Below are 18714 nucleotides of genomic sequence, written 5' to 3' on the forward strand. Positions count from 1 at the left end.
CCGACGAGATTAAATCCTCTCGTTTGATTCCGGTGCAACATACAAGGAGCTGCCGCAGGCTGCGATCTTTTGATCTGGCTCCTGCCAGCGATGGCAATTTTGCAAGTGTCATCGCCGGCAAGCCGTGCTCCTACGGGGCCGAGACGTTGTCGAGAGTGCCGGCCAATGCCTTGGCTTTCCTGAAGAACACCCCATAGACCACCGAAAGGATCAACAGAAAAGGCACACCAAACACCAGGGTCATCTTGAAGGCTTCGGTGAAGTAAGTCGTGATCATCACCGCGCCCATCAGCACCAGCCCCAACAGCGTGGTGTAAGGAAACAGACGCATGCGGAACGACAGTTTCCGCTCGCCATGACGCTCGTGATAACGACGGAAACAGTAATGCGTGAGGAAGATCATGAACCAGGTGAAGATCGCTCCGAACATCGAAATCGCCATCATCAAGGTGAAGGAGCTTTCCGGGTACATCACGTTCAGCAGCGTCGCCAGCGCAATGCCCGAACTCGACAGCAGCAAGGCATTGAGCGGGATTCCGCTTTTGCTCAACGCGCCCATCGCCTTGGGGGCGTAACCGCCACGGGACAGGCTGAACATCATCCGCGTGGTGATGTAGAGCTGACTGTTCATCGCCGACAATGCAGCAATTAGAATCACGAAGTTCATCACCCCGGTGGCGCCGGGAATGCCGATGGTTTGCATCACCGTGACGAACGGACTCTGCGCTACGCCCGCCTGAACCCACGGCACGATCGCCAACATCAGGGCCAGGGTCAGCAGGTAAAACACCACCAGCCGCACGATGGTCGCGCGAAAGGCTTTCTTCACTGCGCGCTCCGGATCCTGTGCTTCACCGGCGGCCACCGCGATCATTTCCACGCTCAGGTAGCTGAAGATCGACACGATCACCGCCACCCACATCCCTTGCAAACCATTGGGGAAAAACCCGCCGTGGCTGGTGTAGTTATGTACACCGTAATCCGGGTTACCCGAGCCGAACACCACATACACCGCAAGGATGATGAAGCCGACAATCGCGCCGATCTTGATGGTCGAGAACCAGTATTCGAACGTGCCGAAGGTCTTCACGCTGATGGCGTTGAGCACGATCAGAATGCTCGAAAACGAGACGATCCAGATCCACTCGGGCACATTGGCGAACCAGTACTTCATGTACATCGCCACCGCCGTCACCTCGGTGCCGACCGCCAACACAATCGCCGCCCAATAGGCGTAGCGCACCAGGAACCCGGCCAACGGGCTGACATAGAACTCGGCATACGCGCCGAACGAACCCGAGGTCGAGTGGGCCACGGTCATTTCCGCCAGACAGCCCATCAACAGCAGCGTGATGATCGCGCCAATCGCATAACTGAGCAGCACGCTCGGCCCGGCATAGCCGATGGCGTAGGCACTGCCCATGAACAGGCCAGTGCCAATCGCACCGCCAATCGCGATCATGCTCATCTGCCCCGAAGTGAGCTGGCGCCTGAGGCCATGCTCACGGTTGGAGATGGTTTCAAATCCGGTGTTGTCGGTCATTTCTCTGTCCTCTGAATATTGTCTTTTTTGAAGAGAGCACATGGTTCGTAAACCGGGGGGACCGTAAAAGATCGCAGCCTTCGGCAGCTCCTACGGTGACCGCGTATCGGGTGTACGCAATTCGTGTAGGAGCTGCCGCAGGCTGCGATCTTTTGATCAGGTGACGCTATGGCGAACCTGGAACTGCGCTTGCGACCAGGTTTTCTGATCGAGAATCTCGCCAAGGATCTGCACCGCATCGAAGACTTCGGTGAAGCTGGTGTACAGCGGGGTGAAACCGAAGCGCATGATCCGCGGCTCGCGGTAATCACCGATCACGCCTCGGGCGATCAAGGCCTGAATCACCGCGTAGCCTTGCGGGTGTTCGAAGCTGACATGGCTGCCACGCTTGGCGTGTTCGCGCGGGGTGATCAGTTTCAGATCGTGAGCGGCGCAGCGCTGCTCGACCAACTGGATAAACAGATCGGTCAGTGCCAGGGATTTGCGGCGCAGACTGGCCATGTCGGTCTGGGCGAAAATCTCCAGGCCGCACTCGACCATCGCCAACGAGGTGATCGGTTGAGTACCGCACAAGTAACGAGCGATGCCGCGGCTCGGCTCGTAGCCTGAGGCCATGTCGAACTGTCGGGAATGGCCGAACCAGCCGGACAACGGCTGCGTGACCAGATCGCACAGCTGTGGCGAAACCCAGACAAACGCTTGCGAACCCGGGCCGCCATTGAGGTACTTATAGGTGCAACCGATGGCGTAGTCTGCGCCGGCCTGACGCAGGTCGACCGGAACCGCACCGGCGGAATGCGCCAGATCCCAGATCGCCAGCGCGCCACATTCGTGGGTCAGCGCGGTCATGGCCTGCATGTCGTGCATGTAGCCGGTCTTGTAGTTGACGTGAGTGAGCATCACCACCGCGGTGTCCTGGTCAATCGCCTGCGCCAGTTCTTCCGGGCTGTCGACCAGACGCAAGCTGTAACCCTGTTGCAGCAAATCCATCAGCCCTTCGGCGATGTACAGATCAGTCGGGAAGTTGCTGGACTCACTGACGATCACTCGCCGCGTCGGCGCCCGCATCGCCTGCACACGCAAGGCCGCACCGAGGACCTTGAACAGGTTGATCGAGGTGGTGTCGGTGACCACCACTTCGCCCTCACCGGCGCCAATCAACCCGGCCAGGCGATTGCCCAGACGCTCCGGCAGATCACGCCAGCCAGCGCTGTTCCAGCTACGGATCAAACCATTGCCCCACTCCTCGGCGATCACTGCTTGAGCACGCTCAAGCGCGGCAATCGGACGTGCGCCCAGGGAGTTGCCGTCGAGGTAGATCACGCCTTCGGGGAGCGCGAACTGGTGACGCAGATGAGCCAGGGAGTCTTGCGCATCGAGCGCCAGGCAATCGTTTCTTGTAGTCATTTCAGGTCCTGTTTTTTTATGACATGTCGCCGTGTTTTGGGCATTTTTTGCGTCAGCACGATGAGCAGATAATGAACGAAGCTTTGGAGAATTTTCGTGCAAAGTGGACAGCCATATAGTAGTTATCTCGTAGATAATTCGAATCCAACTCCAAAAATCGCGGATTTATTCAAGCCATGACTCTCGACTCGACAGACCTGCGGATCCTGCATTACTTGCAGCAGGATGGGCGTATCAGCAATCAGGAACTGGCGGAGAAAGTCGCGCTGTCGCCGTCGGCCTGCCTGCGTCGTTTGCGGCTGCTGGAAAGCGAGGGAATCATCACCGGCTATCGCGCGGTGTTGAACGCCGAACGGCTGGGCATCGAGCTGGAAGCTATCGTCCATGTGTCGTTGCGACAGGACGTCGAGGACTGGCACGAGACGTTTATCAAGAAAGTACAAGGGTGGCCGGAAGTCGCCACCGCGTACGTGATTACCGGGGCCAGCAACTACGTGCTGCGGGTTCAGGCGCGCAACCTGAAGCACTTCTCGGATTTCATCGTCAACAAGCTGAATCGCACTGCGGGGGTGACCGATATTCGCTCGGAAATCGTCCTGCAGAAAATCAAGGAACAGGACGATCTGCTCGATCTGGTCGCTCGCAAATAAGCCGTTACTGACTGCCTCTGCGTCAAAGCCCGCGCATGCGCCGGGCCTCGTTGCGCTGCAAGGTTGCGCTGGGGGATTCGTCGAACAACTTGCGGTACTCGGCGGAAAAACGCCCCATGTGAGTGAACCCCCAGCCCATGGCAATTTCCGAGATATTGCGCGCCAGACCCTGCTCAAGAATGTCCTGGCGCACCGCATTCAAGCGGTACTTTTTCAGATAGGCCATCGGCGACAAGGCGAAGTACTTCCTGAACGCCTCGAACAACTTGAACCGCGAAACCCCGGCCGCCGCTTCGATGTCTTCCAGGTGCAGCACTTCGCGGGCGTTGTCGTGAATGTACTGTTTGGCCCTGATCAGGTAATGCGGCAACTTCACGCCCAACACGTCCCGCAGCTCATCGGAGTAATTGTTCGGCTGGGCGAGGATCAGGCCTTTGATCAACGAGCTTTCAATGTCCCGCGTGAAGGCCACCTGCTCGAACAGCGCGCTGCTGCGCTCAAGCTCAGCGATGAAATACCGCGCCATCCGCCACCACGAGGCCGACGCACCGTCTACCGCATCCATCACCGACTCGAAACGCAGCGGTGTATCCAGCGGGCGCTGCAACATCCCTTCAAGGGATTCACTCATGGCCGCACGGGTGATCACCACCTGGACCTTGCGACAGTCACCGGAGATCGCCAGCATCTGGTTTTCATTCGGCGAGATGATCACCCCTTGATCGCGATTGGATTTGAGCAGCGTGCCGTTCTTGCTCAGCTCCTGCTCACCGACCAGCGGCAGGCTGAGGCTGTAGCTGCTGAAGTGCTCGGCGTCTTCGATATCGACGGTCACATCGGTGCCGTATTCGATAGTGCCCAGGGTCGTGGCCATCGACTTGAAGACGTTGGCCGTGTGATGAAAGCGGATCCGCTCGGGGGTCGCGGTTTCGAGACGGTGCGGCCCGCAGATACCCGACATCCAGGTCCTCGCGCCCTCAAGGTCATAGTGATCGATACGAATATCGCGAAACTGCGGATCAGCTTTGCTACTCATCACGGCGCACCCACGGCAATATTTTTTCAGCACGCTCTGACGGCGCGCCTCTGACTTGAGTCGAGCAAGTTCCAGACCACTCAACGCCTGCGCCAACCCGATGGATAGCAATCATCGACTAAGTGGATAACGCGGCGGTTCTGGAACCGGGGCTCACCTTCAAACAACGCTCAAGGCTGCCCAAGACAGTACCTCAATGCTGCAAACAGGGGCGGCCGTTCATCGAATGGTGCATGGGTCTTGAGTATTACCTGCCCACCTCGATACATGGGGTGTTACCTGGAAAGATCGCAGCCTTCGGCAGCTCCTACGGGTGTGCGCGCCCGGCGTAGGAGCTGCCGAAGGCTGCGATCTTTCGGGGGCACCCGGTGCTTCGAACTTTATGGACTGCCTTCGTCGACTAACCGGATAGACCCCTGCCCGCCCCACTCTCTCTAATGAGTGCACCGATTGACCTGAATAAAAAAGGTGCACACCCATGAGTGGCGAAAAAAGCGTCGAGCAGTGGAAAGCGTTTATTGAAGGCTGTCTGGACTTCCGTCCGGCAGAAGGCGTGTTCCGCATTGCTCGGGATATTTTTACCGAGCCGCAACTGTTCGATCTGGAGATGGAGCTGATCTTCGAGAAGAACTGGATCTACGCCTGCCACGAAAGCGAACTGGCCAACAATCACGACTTCGTCACCATGCGTGCCGGTCGCCAGCCGATGATCATCACCCGTGATGGCGACGGCCAACTCAATGCGCTGATCAACGCCTGTCAGCATCGCGGCACCACACTGACCCGCGTCGGCAAAGGCAACCAATCGACCTTTACCTGCCCGTTCCACGCCTGGTGCTACAAAAGCGACGGACGCCTGGTCAAGGTCAAGGCCCCCGGCGAGTACCCGGAAGGTTTCGACAAAGCCACACGCGGTCTGAAAAAGGCCCGCATCGAGAGCTACAAGGGTTTCGTGTTTATCAGCCTGGATGTGCATGGCGATAACAGCCTCGAAGACTTCCTCGGCGATGCCAAAGTGTTCTTCGACATGATGGTCGCCCAGTCGCCCACCGGTGAGTTGGAAGTGCTGCCCGGCAAGTCGGCCTACACCTACGACGGTAACTGGAAACTGCAGAACGAAAACGGCCTGGACGGCTATCACGTCAGCACGGTCCACTATAACTACGTGGCCACCGTGCAGCACCGCCAGCAGGTCAACAGCGAGAATGGCACCAGCGCCAGCGGCACGCTCGACTACAGCAAACTGGGGGCTGGTGACGCCAATACCGATGACGGCTGGTTCGCCTTCAACAACGGCCACAGCCTGCTGTTCAGCGACATGCCCAACCCGACGGTGCGTTCCGGCTACGCGACAATCATGCCGCGCCTGATCGAGGAACACGGCCAGGAAAAAGCCGAATGGATGATGCATCGGCTGCGCAACCTGAACATCTATCCGAGCCTGTTTTTCCTCGACCAAATCAGTTCGCAGCTACGGATCATCCGCCCGGTGGCCTGGAACAAAACCGAAATCATCAGCCAGTGCCTGGGCGTGAAAAACGAGTCGGACGCCGATCGCGAGAACCGGATTCGCCAGTTCGAGGACTTCTTCAACGTGTCCGGGCTCGGTACGCCGGATGACCTGGTGGAGTTCCGCGAAGCTCAGCGCGGTTTCCAGGCACGGCTGGAACGCTGGAGCGATATCTCACGCGGCAGCCACCAGTGGGCGACAGGCGCCACGCCTAACAGCGAGTCGATCGGCATCGCGCCGGCCATGACCGGCACCGAATTCACCCACGAAGGGCTTTACGTCAACCAGCACAGTAACTGGCAGAAATTTCTGCTCGACGGCCTGGACGCGAAATCCCTGAAGCTACGTGAGGTGTGAACATGAATCCGCAATTGCAGTATCAGATCGAGCAGTTTTTCTACCGCAAATCCGAACTATGCGACGCCAAGGACTGGGACGCCTACATCACGCTCTTTGACGAGCAGAGTAAGTTCCACCTGCCGCAATGGGATTCCGAGCACGTCTATACCCGTGACCCCAAGCGCGAAATGTCGCTGATCTACTACGCCAACCGCTCGGGCCTGGAGGACCGCGTGTTCCGCCTGCGCACCGGTAAAGCCGCGTCGGCTACGCCGATGCCGCGCACCCTGCACCTGATCAACAACGTGCGCATCAGCGAACTCGAAAACACTGAGCTGGAGGTGCGTCTGAACTGGCACACCTTGTTCTATCGCCTGGCCACGTCCGAGCAGTTTTACGGGACCGCAACCTATCGCCTCAAGCCTCACGCAGACAGCTGGGTGATTACCCGCAAACACGTGTTGCTGCTCAATGACACCATCAACTCGGTGCTCGATTTCTACCACCTCTGAATCCATGGAGACCGAGGCATGAACCACAAGGTTGCGTTCAGTTTTGCCGACGGCAAAACACTGTTTTTTCCCGTGCAGGCCAACGAAATACTGCTCGACGCCGCGCTGCGCAACGGCATCAATATTCCGTTGGACTGCCGCGAGGGCGTCTGCGGGACCTGTCAGGGCCGCTGCGAATCCGGCGACTACAGCCAGGATTATGTGGATGAAGAAGCCCTCACCAGCCTCGACCTGCAACAACGCAAGATGCTCACCTGTCAGACGCGGGTGAAGTCCGATGCCGCGTTCTATTTCGACTTCGCTTCCAGCCTGTGCAATGCCGCAGGGCCTGAACAACTCAGCGGCACGGTCACGCATGTGCGTCAGGTCTCGGCCAGCACCGCGATCCTGCATCTGGATTTGGGCGTGGCCACCCAGCCACTGGACTTCCTGCCGGGGCAATACGCTCGCCTGCTGATTCCAGGGACCACGAGCAAACGTTCCTACTCGTTCGCCAATCGCCCAAGCAGCAGCAATCAGCTGCAATTTCTGATTCGCCTGTTACCCGACGGGGTAATGAGCAATTACATTCGTGAGCGCTGCCAGGTCGGCGATACCATTGGCCTGGAAGCACCGTTGGGTGCGTTCTATCTTCGCCACATCGCCCGACCGCTGATGCTGGTGGCCGGTGGCACCGGGCTGTCCGCACTGCTGGGCATGCTCGACGAAATCGTTGCGCGCGGTTGCGAACAGCCTGTACACCTGTACTACGGCGTACGGGACGCTGCCGACTTGTGCGAAAGCGAACGTATTAATGCCTATGCTCAACGCATTCCGGGCTTTCGTTATACGCCAGTGGTGAGCGACCCATCACCGGGTTGGGAGGGAAAGCGCGGCTACATTGCCGAACATTTCGATGCCAGCGAACTGCGCGATACCACGGTCGACATGTACGTCTGCGGACCGCCGCCGATGGTCGAGTCGATCAAGAGCTGGTTACAGGATCAAACCCTGGACAATGTGCAGCTGTATTACGAAAAATTCACCGAAAGTAACGTCTGAGGCTCACAAACGCGCGGTAATTGAATAAGCTATCGAAGTAAAACCAGGCCTGACCATAACAACTAGAAGGTAACCAGATGGCGGATGAAATACTGCAACAGGGCGTACTCAAGCGGGGGCTGAAAAACAGGCATATTCAGCTGATCGCGCTGGGCGGCGCGATTGGTACAGGGCTGTTTCTCGGCTCCGCCGGCGTGCTCAAATCGGCAGGCCCGTCGATGATCCTCGGCTATGCCATTGCCGGTTTCATCGCCTTTCTGATCATGCGCCAACTGGGAGAGATGATTGTCGAGGAGCCGGTCGCCGGTTCCTTCAGCCATTTTGCGCACAACTACTGGGGTAGTTTTGCCGGCTTCCTGTCCGGCTGGAACTACTGGGTGCTGTATGTGCTGGTAGGCATGGCGGAGCTGACCGCCGTTGGCAAATACGTGCAGTTCTGGTGGCCCGAGGTGCCGACCTGGGTCAGCGCGGCGGTGTTCTTCGTACTGGTCAACCTGATCAACACGATGAACGTCAAAGTCTTCGGTGAAATGGAGTTCTGGTTCGCCATCATCAAGGTCGTGGCGATCATCGGCATGATTGTCCTTGGCTGTTACATGCTGATCAGCGGCACCGGCGGCCCGCAGGCGTCGGTGAGCAACCTGTGGAGCCACGGTGGTTTCTTCCCCAACGGCACCAACGGTTTGCTGATGGCGATGGCGTTCATCATGTTCTCCTTCGGCGGCCTGGAGCTGGTGGGCATCACTGCCGCCGAAGCCAGCGAGCCGAGGAAAGTCATTCCCAAGGCGATCAATCAGGTGGTTTACCGCGTGTTGATCTTCTACGTCGGCGCACTCACCGTGCTGCTGTCGCTGTACCCATGGGACCAACTGCTACAAACAATGGGCGCTTCCGGCGATGCCTACAGCGGCAGTCCGTTTGTGCAGATTTTCGCCTTGATCGGCAGCGACACCGCGGCGCAGATCCTCAACGTTGTGGTGCTCACCGCGGCACTCTCGGTCTACAACAGCTGCGTCTATTGCAACAGCCGCATGCTCTTCGGCCTGGCGGAACAGGGCGATGCCCCCAAGCCACTGATGAAGCTGAACAAACGGGGCGTGCCGTTACGGGCGCTGGGCGTATCGGCGCTGATGACGATGTTGTCTGTGCTGGTTAACTACGTCGCCCCGCATGAAGCGCTTGAGTTGCTGTTCGCGCTGGTGGTCGCCTCGTTGATGATCAACTGGGCGATGATCAGCCTGACTCACCTGAAGTTTCGCAAGGCCATGGGCCAACGCGGCATCGTGCCGGGCTTCAAGGCATTCTGGTCGCCGTACACCAATTACCTGTGCCTGGCGTTCATGGCCATGATCATCTATGTGATGCTGATGATTCCCGGGGTACGCGCATCGGTCTATGCCATCCCGGTCTGGGTGCTGATCCTGTTTGTGTTCTACCGGATTCGGTTAGCCAGAACTCGCTCGTTGTCGGTCGCTCACTAACCTTCAGCCGGTCGACAAAAAGCCCCGGCATTCGATGAATGCCGGGGCTTTTGCTTTCTGTAGCATAGAGCCTGGGTCAGAGGGTCGAACGCACGCGCCACAATTCCGGGAACAGCACGGTATCGAGCATCTTGCGCAGATAGCCGACACCTTCAGTGCCGCCGGTGCCCGGCTGGAAACCGATAATCCGTTCAACCGTGGTGACATGGCGGAAGCGCCATTGACGGAACGAGTCCTCCAGGTCGATCAGTTTCTCCGCCAACTGGTAGAGATCCCAATATCGCGAAGGGTCGGTGTAGACCACACGCCAGGCCGCTTCGACCGAGGCGTCATGCACGGTCGGGCCGGCCGGATCGCGCTCGAAGCGCTGTGGATCAATCGCCAATCCTGCGCCGGCCATCAACCGAATCGCTTCGTCATACAGCGACGGAGTGGCGATGGCCTTTTCAAGTTCCGCCAACAGTTCGGGCCGGTGGGCATGCGGACGCAACAGCGTTGCGCTCTTGTTGCCGAGGATGAATTCGATCTCGCGGTACTGAAACGACTGGAAGCCCGATGACTGGCCCAGAAACGGCCGGATCGCGTGGTACTCGGTGGGAGTCATGGTCGCCAGCACTGTCCAGGCGTGCACCAATTGATCGAAGATCCGCGACACCCGCGCCAGCATCTTGAACGCCGGTGGCAACTCTCCCAGCCTGACGTGTTCGCGAGCGGCCTTGAGTTCGTGCAGCATCAGCTTCATCCACAGCTCGGACGTCTGATGCTGGATGATGAACAGCATCTCGTTATGGTCCGGCGACAGAGGGTGCTGAGCACTGAGAATCTTCCCCAGATCCAGGTAATCGCCGTAGCTCATGGAGTCGGAAAAATTCAGCTCGGCGTTATGCCAATCTTCCGGCTGGTTTGAAGATGGCTGATTTGATGAAGACTGATTTGATGATGAATAGGGACATTGGCTCATTGAGCAGTCTCCTCAAGTGGCGGTTTGTTCAGGGGACGCAAAATCGCCCTGACCGGGCTCGCGTCCAGGTTGGCAAACCGCAGCGGCAGCGCAATCAGTTCATAGTCACCTTCCGGCACGTCATCGAGCACGATGCCTTCAAGGATCGCCATGCCATGGCGGGCCACTGCGTTGTGCGAATCCATGGTCTTGGACTGTTGCGGGTCCAGCGACGGTGTATCGATACCGATCAGCCGCACGCCAAGGCTCGACAGCAAGTCGACGGTTTCTTTGGCCACAGCGGTGAAATCCGGATCCCAGGCCGTCAGCGGCACCTGTTGATAAGTGCGCAGCAAGACGCGCTCGGGCAGATCCGCAAGGCGCCCTTCCAGTTGCTCGGGCTGAACCAGCCGACCGCTGTCCAGACAGTGCAATACGCGACACGGGCCGATGTAGACATCCAGCGATACATCGCCGATAGCCGCACCGTCGGCGCTGTAATGCAGCGGCGCATCGACATGCGCGCCGGTGTGAGGAGACAGGGTGATGCGGCCGACATTCACCGGGCATTCAGGCCCGAAGGTCCAGACGCGCTCCTCCTGAAACGGCGTATCACCCGGCCATGTCGGCGTTGCGGTGCTCAAGGGTGGGCTGATATCCCACCACAACATTGTTTTTTTCATTGCATAGCTCTCGGCCTACTCACGCGTGGAATGATACGAGTGATGGCTGTGAAGATTCTTGCGAAATCCGTCGGGAACGCCCAAATGTTTCGCACTTAATGCCAAGAATCCAAAGTTTAGCGGGTGGAAATTTCAATGCGCGAAACAGGCACCTGAACGACGCTTGACTCTCCCCCAAGGGGCCGACTTTATCCTTGTCGTTTTGCTGCCTGGGGACGAAGTGATGAGCAAACGGATACTGGTGATTCTCGGCCATCCATCCAGCAACAGTTTCTGCGGCGCCCTCACCGACCGCTATGTGCAGGCGGCGAAAACCGCCGGGCATGAGGTCCGTGAACTGCGTCTGGGAAGCTTGAGTTTCGACCCGATATTGCGCGAAGGCTATCGACAGATTCAGCCACTGGAAGCCGATCTGCTGAAGGCTCAGGCGGATATCACCTGGGCCGAACACCTGACGTTTGTGTATCCGATCTGGTGGGGGGCCATTCCCGCACTACTCAAGGGATTTCTCGACCGAACACTCCTTCCCGGTTTCGCCTTCAAGTACCGTCAGGGCAAAGCTTTCCCGGACAAACTCCTGCACGGGCGCACGGCCGACTTGCTGGTGACCATGGACACCCCGCCCTGGTACTACCGCTGGTTTTATCGCATGCCCGGGCTGCACCAGATGCGCAAAACCACACTGGCGTTCTGTGGCATCACGCCACTCAACACTCTGACCTTCGGCCCGGTCCTGGGCTCGAGTGAGCATCAAAGGGAACTCTGGCTGATGCAAGCGCAGGCTATCGGTAGTGGCTGAGTCTCGCGGATAATCGCACGCGTCATCAGGAGCACTTACGAAAGGGATTTTTCATGTTCATCGGCAAAGCCGCGCAACTGTCGGGCACAACCATCAAGAGCATTCGCCACTACGAGGACATCGGCCTCCTGCCGCCCGCGCAACGCCAGGGAAAATACCGCCTCTATGACCAACAGAGCGTCGAGCTGTTGACCTTCATCAAATGTGCTCAGCAACTGGGGTTCAAGCTCAAGGAATTGCAGGCAATGCTTGAGGGCTACCGTGGACAGGCACTGCCCTGGCATCTGGCGCACCAGGCGATTGCCGATAAAAAACAGGAACTGACGGACAAAATCGCAGTGTTGACCCGCCAATACGTGCAATTGACTGAATTCGAAGCCAGCCTCAAGCAGGCTCAATCCGACTGTCCGCTTGAGCGGGTTTGATCGATAGCGCGTTTCTGGATAGCTCAGTGTCGAGCACAGACAACTGACACCGTGCCGGGCACTATAGGGTGCGACTTCAGTCCTGCCTAACGCTCGGAGTCAGCATGTCCAACCCCATTACCGTTCTTCGCGATACCCACCCGCTGCCGGTGCTTGATGCCTGCAAATGGGAAAAGCTCGAAGGTGATCCGCACACCGTCAACCTCAACGCCTACACCAGCGAAGATGGCAGCAAGATCATGGGCACCTGGATCTGCACGCCGGGGAAATGGTACGTGGAGTATGTGAAGTGGGAATACTGCGATTTCCGCGAGGGATACTGCATTATTACTCCTGAGGGTAAGGAACCTATTCATTTGAAGGCAGGCGACATATTTATCGTAGAGCCTGGCATGAAAGGAACTTGGGAGGTTGTAGAAACGGTGCGCAAGTATTTCGTGTTTGCCTGAATCTGCGCGCACCTTGAGCAACCACCTTCCCGAATGTCCGTCGCTGGCTCCTAGCGTCCCGAACAGAGGAACTTGGGTCGGGCAACGGTATCAACGTTCGGGAAGGCCCCAGCTTGCGCGAAAGTGCTCGTATTGCGCTTCAGGCATCTGAACCAGCAGAGGTGTCTGGCGAGGATTCAGCCAACTGAACAAGCGAGAAATATCCGCTTGATCCATGGCTGTGCAACCCAGCGTCGGGGACGTGGGGGAACGCCAGATGTGGAAGAAAATGCACGAGCCTGAGGCGGGGGACGCCGGCGTGTTGTGCTCGATGAAGATGCCTTTTCGATACATGTCATCATCGCGACGCATGCGTTCGGAACTGTTCCAGTCCTTGGCTATCGTCGCCCCGTCGACAAGCTCGTTATAGCGTTTGGAGTGGCTGTCATCAACGCATTCGATAGTCGGTGTCAGGACCAGGTAAGGCAGTTTGGTTTTGCCCGTACTGTCATAACCAAAAGCCGTTCCAAGTTTGAATATCCCGGCCGGCGCTTTTCCATCGCCTTCACGTTTGACCGGACCTTCAAGCGGGTCAACATCGCTTACCCCCCGTCCCCAGGCCATTCCGCTTTTGCCTACAACCACCGGAAATGGCCCTGCGTATTTTTGAAACGTTTTCCCATGCCGCTCATAGCGCTGGGCGGTCCCCTGGACATCAGTCCAGTTTTTTGTGGTGACCACAATGAGCTGGTTGCTGGTATCCAGCACCTGTGCCAGCGCTGCGAATGGAAAAACAAGCGCCACCAACGACCAGGCTTTAAGCAATCTATTCATCGGTGATGCTGGAGCCCAGCGGCGTAATGGGGAAATCCATGACGCTCTTCAACGCATCATCCCGGGTGTAGGTGAAGTGCCACCATTCTTTCGAATATCCGGTAAATCCCTCTTTTTCCATGGCACTGCTGAGCCGCTGGCGATTTTCTCTGGCGGTCGCGTTGATGGTCGGGTTATCGGTGTGCGCTCGCTCATCGAAGCAATCGAAGCCGGTTCCCATATCGAGTGCGCCATCGCGCCAACGCTGCTCATAGGGGGCAGCACAATCGACTTGCGGGGCTGAGGGGCTCCATATTCCAGCGGGTAGAGCCTCGGGACCTGTCAGTGTCAGATCCACAGTGCCGCCTTTGGAATGATTCGAAACCCGTGCCACATAACCCAGACGCCAGAAGTCTTGCTTGTCCACGCGCGGATAGAACTCGGCCTTGCGTGGGTCACCCGGTTCCGTCGCGAAGCGCCCCATATCGGCGACAGCACGGGCGGGCCGATAGCAGTCGAACACCTTCAAACCGTAGCCTTGCGTGCGCAGTGCCGCTTGTACCCGAGCGAGGGCCTTTGCGGCGTCCAGCGACAAAATGCACTCCGCAGCGCCGTAGCCGTCGAGTGGGTGTCCAGTGAAGTTGTGAGCGCTGGCATAGCGGATATCTTGCGCGATGCTCGGATCAATCGTACGCAAATAGACCATATGCTCGGGCCTCGGCTCGGCACCGGCCAGGCAGGGCGCGACAATGCTCAAGCACAGGGCTGATCGTAGCCAGATCCGCGCGAGCAGGCTGTGCGAACACGCCGCAAATATCATCGCGAAGGACGGAGATTTGATGACGCTTAGATCGCGCATGCGCTGCATCCAGAGAGGCTGGTTTTTAGACCAGATCAGGCAATGGGTCGGGTCTGGGACAGTATCAATGCGCAACCCGATACACCAGCCATGTCGCTTTGAAACCAGGGTGATCCTGGACTCAAAAAACCGAGAGCCCACCCGACGTGGGCTCTCGGAAAAATGCCTGCTGAACGACTGCCAAAAAGATCGCAGCCTGCGGCAGCTCCTACGAAGGTTTGCGGTAGCTGTTGATGATCGCCGAGAAATCCTTGCCGCCTTCGCCACGTTGACTCATCGCCTGATACAACTGCTGAGCCACCGCACCGAGCATCACCGGTTGATGCGCCTGACGCGCGGCTTCAGTGGCCAGCCCCAAGTCCTTGAGCATCAATTCGGCACCGAAACCACCGGTATAACCACGCGATGCCGGCGCCGTTTCGACGATGCCCGGCCATGGGTTGTACATCTCCGAACTCCAGCAACGACCAGTCGAACTGTTGATGATCCCCGCCAGCACCTGAGTGTCGATGCCCAGCGCATCACCCAGAGCCATGGCTTCGCTGACGCCGACCATGGAGATCGCCAACAACAGGTTGTTGCAGATCTTGGCGATTTGCCCGGTGCCGACTTCACCGCAATGCACGATGTTGCGGCCCATCTGCGCCAGTACCGGTTGCAGGGTGGCGAACAACTCCGGCGTCGCGCCGACCATGAACGTCAGCGTCCCGGCCGCAGCGCCACCGGTGCCACCGGAAACCGGCGCGTCAGCCATGGCCACACCTTGCTTGGCCGCAGCAGCGGCGACATCGCGGGCGGTTTGCGGGTCGATGGTGCTGCAATCCACGGCGGGAACGCCCTTGGCGATCCCGGCCAGCACGCCGTCTTCACCCAACCAGACGCTGCGCACATGCACAGCCGCCGGCAACATGGTGATCACCAGTTCTGCGCCTTGTGCGGCCTCACGCGCAGAAGCGCTGATGCTGCCGCCCAGTTGCGCCAACTCGGCGAGTACGGCTTTGTTCAGGTCGACCAGGTTCAGCGAATGGCCAGCCTTGATCAGGTTGCGCGCCATCGGCGCGCCCATGTTGCCGAGACCGATAAAAGCGATTTTCATGTCCGGCTCCTTAACGCAAATTGATGGTTGTGTTCACACCGTCATTGACACTGTCATCGTCGAACCAGCGACTGGTGACGGTCTTGGTTTGAGTGTAGAACTGCACCACTTGCTTGCCATACGGACCGAGGTCGCCGAGCTTGGAACCACGCGAACCGGTGAAGCTGAAAAACGGAACCGGCACCGGAATCGGGATGTTGATGCCGACCTGACCAACGTCGATTTCGTTCTGGAACTTACGCGCCGCCGCGCCGCTCTGGGTGAACAGGCCGGTGCCGTTACCGAACGGGTTGGAGTTGACCAGGGCAATGGCCTGATCGAGGGTGTCGACTTCCAGCACCACCAGCACCGGGCCGAAGATTTCCTGGGTGTAGATCTGCATGTCGGTGGTTACGCCGGAGAACAGGGTCGGGCCGACAAAGTTGCCTTTTTCGAACCCCGGGACGCTGATGTCACGACCATCCAGTTCCAGTTTTGCGCCTTCCTTGATGCCACTTTCGATCAGCTCAAGAATCCGCGCCTTGGCCCGCTTCGAAATCACCGGCCCCACATCGGTGCCTGGCTCGCTGCCGGCATTCACTTTGAGTTTTTGCGCCAAGGCCTTGAGGTCTGGCAGCCACTGCTTGGCCGCGCCCACCAGCACCACCACCGAGGTGGCCATGCAGCGTTGACCGGCCGCGCCGAAACCGGCACCGACCAGCGCATTGAGGGCTTGCTCGCGATTGGCATCGGGCAGCACCACCGCGTGGTTCTTGGCGCCCATCATCGATTGCACGCGTTTGCCGTGTTTACCGGCCAGGTCGTAGACGTGAGTGCCAACCGCGGTCGAACCGACGAACGAAACAGCCTTGATGTCTTTGTGGGTGCAGAGCGCGTCCACCACGTCCTTGCCACCGTGAACCACGTTGAGCACGCCGGCAGGAATGCCGGCCTCGATGGCCAGTTCCACCAGCAGCATGGTCGACATCGGGTCCTGCTCGGATGGCTTGAGCACAAAGGTGTTGCCGCAGGCGATGGCCATCGGGAACATCCACAGAGGAATCATCGCCGGGAAGTTGAACGGCGTGATGCCGGCGCAGACGCCGATCGGTTGGCGCAGGGTGTAGGTATCAACGCCGCCAGCGACGTTTTCAGCGAATTCGCCCATCTGCAGGCTGCCGATGGAGCACGCGTGTTCGACCACTTCCAGGCCACGGAAAATATCGCCTTCAGCGTCGGCGATGGTTTTGCCCTGTTCAGCGCTGAGAACCACGGCGATGCGCTTGGAGTGCTCGCGAATCAATGCCTGAAGCTTGAGCATGATGCGCATCCGCGCGCCGATCGGCGTCAGCTTCCAGGTCTGGAAGGCGCGATGAGCGGCGCTGATCGCAGCGTCGACTTCCGCAAGCGTAGCGAACGGCACTTTAGCCAGAACTTGCTGGGTCGCCGGGTTGACGATGTCGTGCCATTCGGTGGTCTGCGACTCGACCCATTGGCCGTCGATCAACAGCTTGACCTTTTGCACGGTGGTTTCTGGCGTGAGCGATGCGTTCATGTTCGTCTCCTGGCTTCTGGTGACTGAAGCGGTGTTGTTATCTTGGGAGCGAAGGCGAGAAAGTCGCCTTGCGATGAGGCGTGTGTCGCAAATTGGTTGTCGGACTGTTTTTGGAGTATAGATGTGCAAACTTCTAATAAGAACGCACATAAAAGCCGGTCCAACATGCAAAAAAACATCACATCGTTAGGCTCATTGAACTGGGATGACCTGAAGTTTTTCCTCGAGGTTGCCCGCACCCGCAAGGCCAGCAGCGCCGCCAAACGCCTGGCCGTGGATTACACCACCGTGTCACGGCGGATCAGTTCGCTGGAAGGTGCGTTGGGAACCTTGTTGTTCGAAAAATCGCGGACCAACGGCTTCGTATTGACCGCCGAAGGCCAACGTTTGCTGGGTTATGCCGAGTCCATAGAAAGCACGCTGCACATGGCGTGCGAGCAGGTGTCCGGCTCAGGCGTGGCGTTATCCGGCCATGTACGGATGGGTTGCACCGAGGGTTTCGGGAGCTTTTTCATCACCCCGCAGCTCAGCCACTTCGTCGATGCCTATCCGGCGATTTCGGTGGATATCCTGCCGCTGCCGCACTTCATCAGCCTGTCCAAGCGCGAGGCGGACATTGTCATCGCCCTGGAGCGCCCGGAACACGGCCCGTACGTCTGCTGCAAACTCTGCGACTACCGTTTGCAGCTGTACGCGACCCAGGACTACCTCGACCAACACCCGCCCATCCGCCGCCCGGCAGATCTGGGCAAGCATCAATTCATCAGTTATGTCGACGATCTGGCGTTCAGCTCGGAGCTGCTGTACCTGGCGAATGTGCTGCCCGGCGCCAGCGCCAACCTGCGCAGCACCAGCGTGATTGCGCAGTTCGTGGCCGCGCAGCAAGGGCGCTCGCTGGCGATTCTGCCGTGTTTTCTGGCGGCCCAGGATCCACGGCTGCTGCCGGTGCTGCCGGAGGAAATCAACATCACCCGACAGTTCTGGATGTACTGCCGCGAGGACCTGCGCAAGCTCAAGCGGATCACCCTGCTCTGGGATTACATCCGCGCCGTGACCGAGCAGAATCAGGCGCTATTGATGGGTGAAACCCGAACGATGCACTTTGCCGACTAGTCGGCGATCACCACGATCGACACCCGGCGATTCTCGGTGCGTCCGGTAGCCGTGTTATTGGGGGCAACCGGCTCGGCGCTGCCCAGGCCACGCAGTCGAATGTTCTCCTCGCGCAGGCCGACGCTGGTCAGCACCGCGCTGACACTCTTGGCGCGGCGAAGGGAAAGTTGCTCGTTATAGGCCTCTTTACCCGATCCGTCGGTGTGACCATCGACCCGCACGCGCTCAATGCCGGCACTGTGCAACGCCTTGCCGATTCGCTCGACGATTTCGGTACTTTGCGCGTTCAGGTGATCAACGTCGCTGCCAAACAGCACCTTGCCCGACAAACCGAAAGCCCAGCCCTCCTCGGTCAACTCGAAACCCTGCTGTTTAAGCACCACGATCTGCGCCGGAGTAAGGCCTTTTTGCGGTGCGGTTTGGCAGCCGCTCAATGCCAGCACGGCCATGAGCAAGGTCAGGGTGAAAAATCGCAGGGAACGTTGAGTAAGTGAAAACAAGGCTG

General features: G+C 58.6%; 19 protein-coding genes. 9 read left to right on the top strand and 10 right to left on the bottom strand.

The window, feature by feature from the left end; translation table 11 throughout:
- Window positions 1-130 precede the first annotated feature (130 nt).
- Together AC1RKH_RS27900 and kynU are read right to left on the bottom strand one after the other, a co-directional pair.
- Window positions 131-1543: an amino acid permease gene (locus AC1RKH_RS27900; RefSeq protein WP_493064583.1), complete on the bottom strand. Its 1413-nt coding sequence runs from the start codon at window positions 1541-1543 to the stop codon at window positions 131-133.
- Window positions 1544-1699: 156 nt separating this feature from the next.
- The gene (gene kynU / locus AC1RKH_RS27905) at window positions 1700-2950 is read right to left on the bottom strand and encodes a kynureninase (RefSeq protein ID WP_493064584.1); all 1251 of its coding nucleotides are present in this window, start codon (window positions 2948-2950) and stop codon (window positions 1700-1702) included.
- A 176-nt stretch (window positions 2951-3126) separates the two neighbouring features.
- On the opposite strand from kynU, the gene AC1RKH_RS27910 reads away from it, so the two are divergent.
- A complete protein-coding gene (locus tag AC1RKH_RS27910; protein ID WP_493064585.1) occupies window positions 3127-3600 on the top strand; it encodes an Lrp/AsnC family transcriptional regulator in 474 nt (157 codons plus the stop codon).
- Between the two features lie 22 nt (window positions 3601-3622).
- Here the strand turns inward: AC1RKH_RS27910 and AC1RKH_RS27915 are convergent, their stop codons facing one another.
- A complete protein-coding gene (locus AC1RKH_RS27915) occupies window positions 3623-4636 on the bottom strand; it encodes an AraC family transcriptional regulator (RefSeq protein WP_493064586.1) in 1014 nt (337 codons plus the stop codon).
- 478 nt (window positions 4637-5114) lie between these two features.
- On the opposite strand from AC1RKH_RS27915, the gene antA reads away from it, so the two are divergent.
- The 4 genes from antA to AC1RKH_RS27935 all read left to right on the top strand — a co-directional run bounded on the left by antA (window position 5115) and on the right by AC1RKH_RS27935 (window position 9519).
- Window positions 5115-6503, top strand: a complete 1389-nt coding sequence (antA, locus tag AC1RKH_RS27920) for an anthranilate 1,2-dioxygenase large subunit (RefSeq protein ID WP_493064587.1) — start codon at window positions 5115-5117, stop codon at window positions 6501-6503.
- 2 nt (window positions 6504-6505) lie between these two features.
- On the top strand, window positions 6506-6997 hold the full coding sequence (antB, locus tag AC1RKH_RS27925) for an anthranilate 1,2-dioxygenase small subunit (RefSeq protein ID WP_493064588.1): 492 nt from the start codon (window positions 6506-6508) through the stop codon (window positions 6995-6997).
- Window positions 6998-7015: 18 nt separating this feature from the next.
- On the top strand, window positions 7016-8038 hold the full coding sequence (gene antC, locus AC1RKH_RS27930; protein ID WP_493064589.1) for an anthranilate 1,2-dioxygenase electron transfer component AntC: 1023 nt from the start codon (window positions 7016-7018) through the stop codon (window positions 8036-8038).
- A gap of 77 nt (window positions 8039-8115) precedes the next feature.
- The gene (locus AC1RKH_RS27935) at window positions 8116-9519 is read left to right on the top strand and encodes an amino acid permease (protein ID WP_493064590.1); all 1404 of its coding nucleotides are present in this window, start codon (window positions 8116-8118) and stop codon (window positions 9517-9519) included.
- A gap of 76 nt (window positions 9520-9595) precedes the next feature.
- On the opposite strand, the gene kynA is transcribed toward AC1RKH_RS27935, so the two are convergent.
- Window positions 9596-10480 carry a tryptophan 2,3-dioxygenase gene (gene kynA / locus AC1RKH_RS27940; protein ID WP_493064591.1) on the bottom strand — a complete coding sequence of 295 codons (885 nt, stop codon included), beginning with the start codon at window positions 10478-10480 and terminating at the stop codon, window positions 9596-9598.
- A complete protein-coding gene (kynB, locus tag AC1RKH_RS27945; RefSeq protein WP_493064592.1) occupies window positions 10477-11142 on the bottom strand; it encodes an arylformamidase in 666 nt (221 codons plus the stop codon). Before kynB ends, kynA begins: the two co-directional genes overlap by 4 nt.
- A gap of 223 nt (window positions 11143-11365) precedes the next feature.
- On the opposite strand from kynB, the gene AC1RKH_RS27950 reads away from it, so the two are divergent.
- From AC1RKH_RS27950 to AC1RKH_RS27960, 3 genes are all read left to right on the top strand, one after another.
- Window positions 11366-11941 (top strand): NAD(P)H-dependent oxidoreductase, encoded by a 576-nt coding sequence (locus tag AC1RKH_RS27950; protein ID WP_493064593.1) that lies wholly within the window; start codon window positions 11366-11368, stop codon window positions 11939-11941.
- Between the two features lie 53 nt (window positions 11942-11994).
- Window positions 11995-12366, top strand: a complete 372-nt coding sequence (locus AC1RKH_RS27955; protein ID WP_493064594.1) for a MerR family transcriptional regulator — start codon at window positions 11995-11997, stop codon at window positions 12364-12366.
- Window positions 12367-12470: 104 nt separating this feature from the next.
- A complete protein-coding gene (locus tag AC1RKH_RS27960) occupies window positions 12471-12815 on the top strand; it encodes a cupin domain-containing protein (protein WP_493064595.1) in 345 nt (114 codons plus the stop codon).
- Window positions 12816-12905: 90 nt separating this feature from the next.
- Here the strand turns inward: AC1RKH_RS27960 and AC1RKH_RS27965 are convergent, their stop codons facing one another.
- The 4 genes from AC1RKH_RS27965 to AC1RKH_RS27980 form a co-directional block, all read right to left on the bottom strand.
- On the bottom strand, window positions 12906-13628 hold the full coding sequence (locus AC1RKH_RS27965; RefSeq protein ID WP_493064596.1) for a L,D-transpeptidase family protein: 723 nt from the start codon (window positions 13626-13628) through the stop codon (window positions 12906-12908).
- Entirely contained in the window at window positions 13621-14466 is an 846-nt protein-coding gene (locus tag AC1RKH_RS27970; protein WP_493064597.1) for a M15 family metallopeptidase, read from the bottom strand. Before AC1RKH_RS27970 ends, AC1RKH_RS27965 begins: the two co-directional genes overlap by 8 nt.
- 208 nt (window positions 14467-14674) lie before the next feature.
- Entirely contained in the window at window positions 14675-15562 is an 888-nt protein-coding gene (gene mmsB / locus AC1RKH_RS27975; RefSeq protein WP_123424137.1) for a 3-hydroxyisobutyrate dehydrogenase, read from the bottom strand.
- A gap of 10 nt (window positions 15563-15572) precedes the next feature.
- The gene (locus tag AC1RKH_RS27980) at window positions 15573-17096 is read right to left on the bottom strand and encodes a CoA-acylating methylmalonate-semialdehyde dehydrogenase (RefSeq protein ID WP_493064598.1); all 1524 of its coding nucleotides are present in this window, start codon (window positions 17094-17096) and stop codon (window positions 15573-15575) included.
- Window positions 17097-17261: 165 nt separating this feature from the next.
- Here AC1RKH_RS27980 and AC1RKH_RS27985 point away from each other — a divergent pair, with 165 nt between their 5' ends.
- Window positions 17262-18209, top strand: a complete 948-nt coding sequence (locus AC1RKH_RS27985; protein WP_054594129.1) for a LysR family transcriptional regulator — start codon at window positions 17262-17264, stop codon at window positions 18207-18209.
- Here AC1RKH_RS27985 and yfiB read toward each other — a convergent pair.
- Complete coding sequence (gene yfiB, locus AC1RKH_RS27990) at window positions 18206-18709, bottom strand: outer membrane lipoprotein YfiB (RefSeq protein WP_493064599.1); 504 nt, start codon at window positions 18707-18709, stop codon at window positions 18206-18208. The two genes, AC1RKH_RS27985 and yfiB, sit on opposite strands and share 4 nt — an antisense overlap.
- Between the last annotated feature and the right edge of the window lie 5 nt (window positions 18710-18714).

Source organism: Pseudomonas sp. GW822-FHT06B12 (assembly GCF_058799675.1).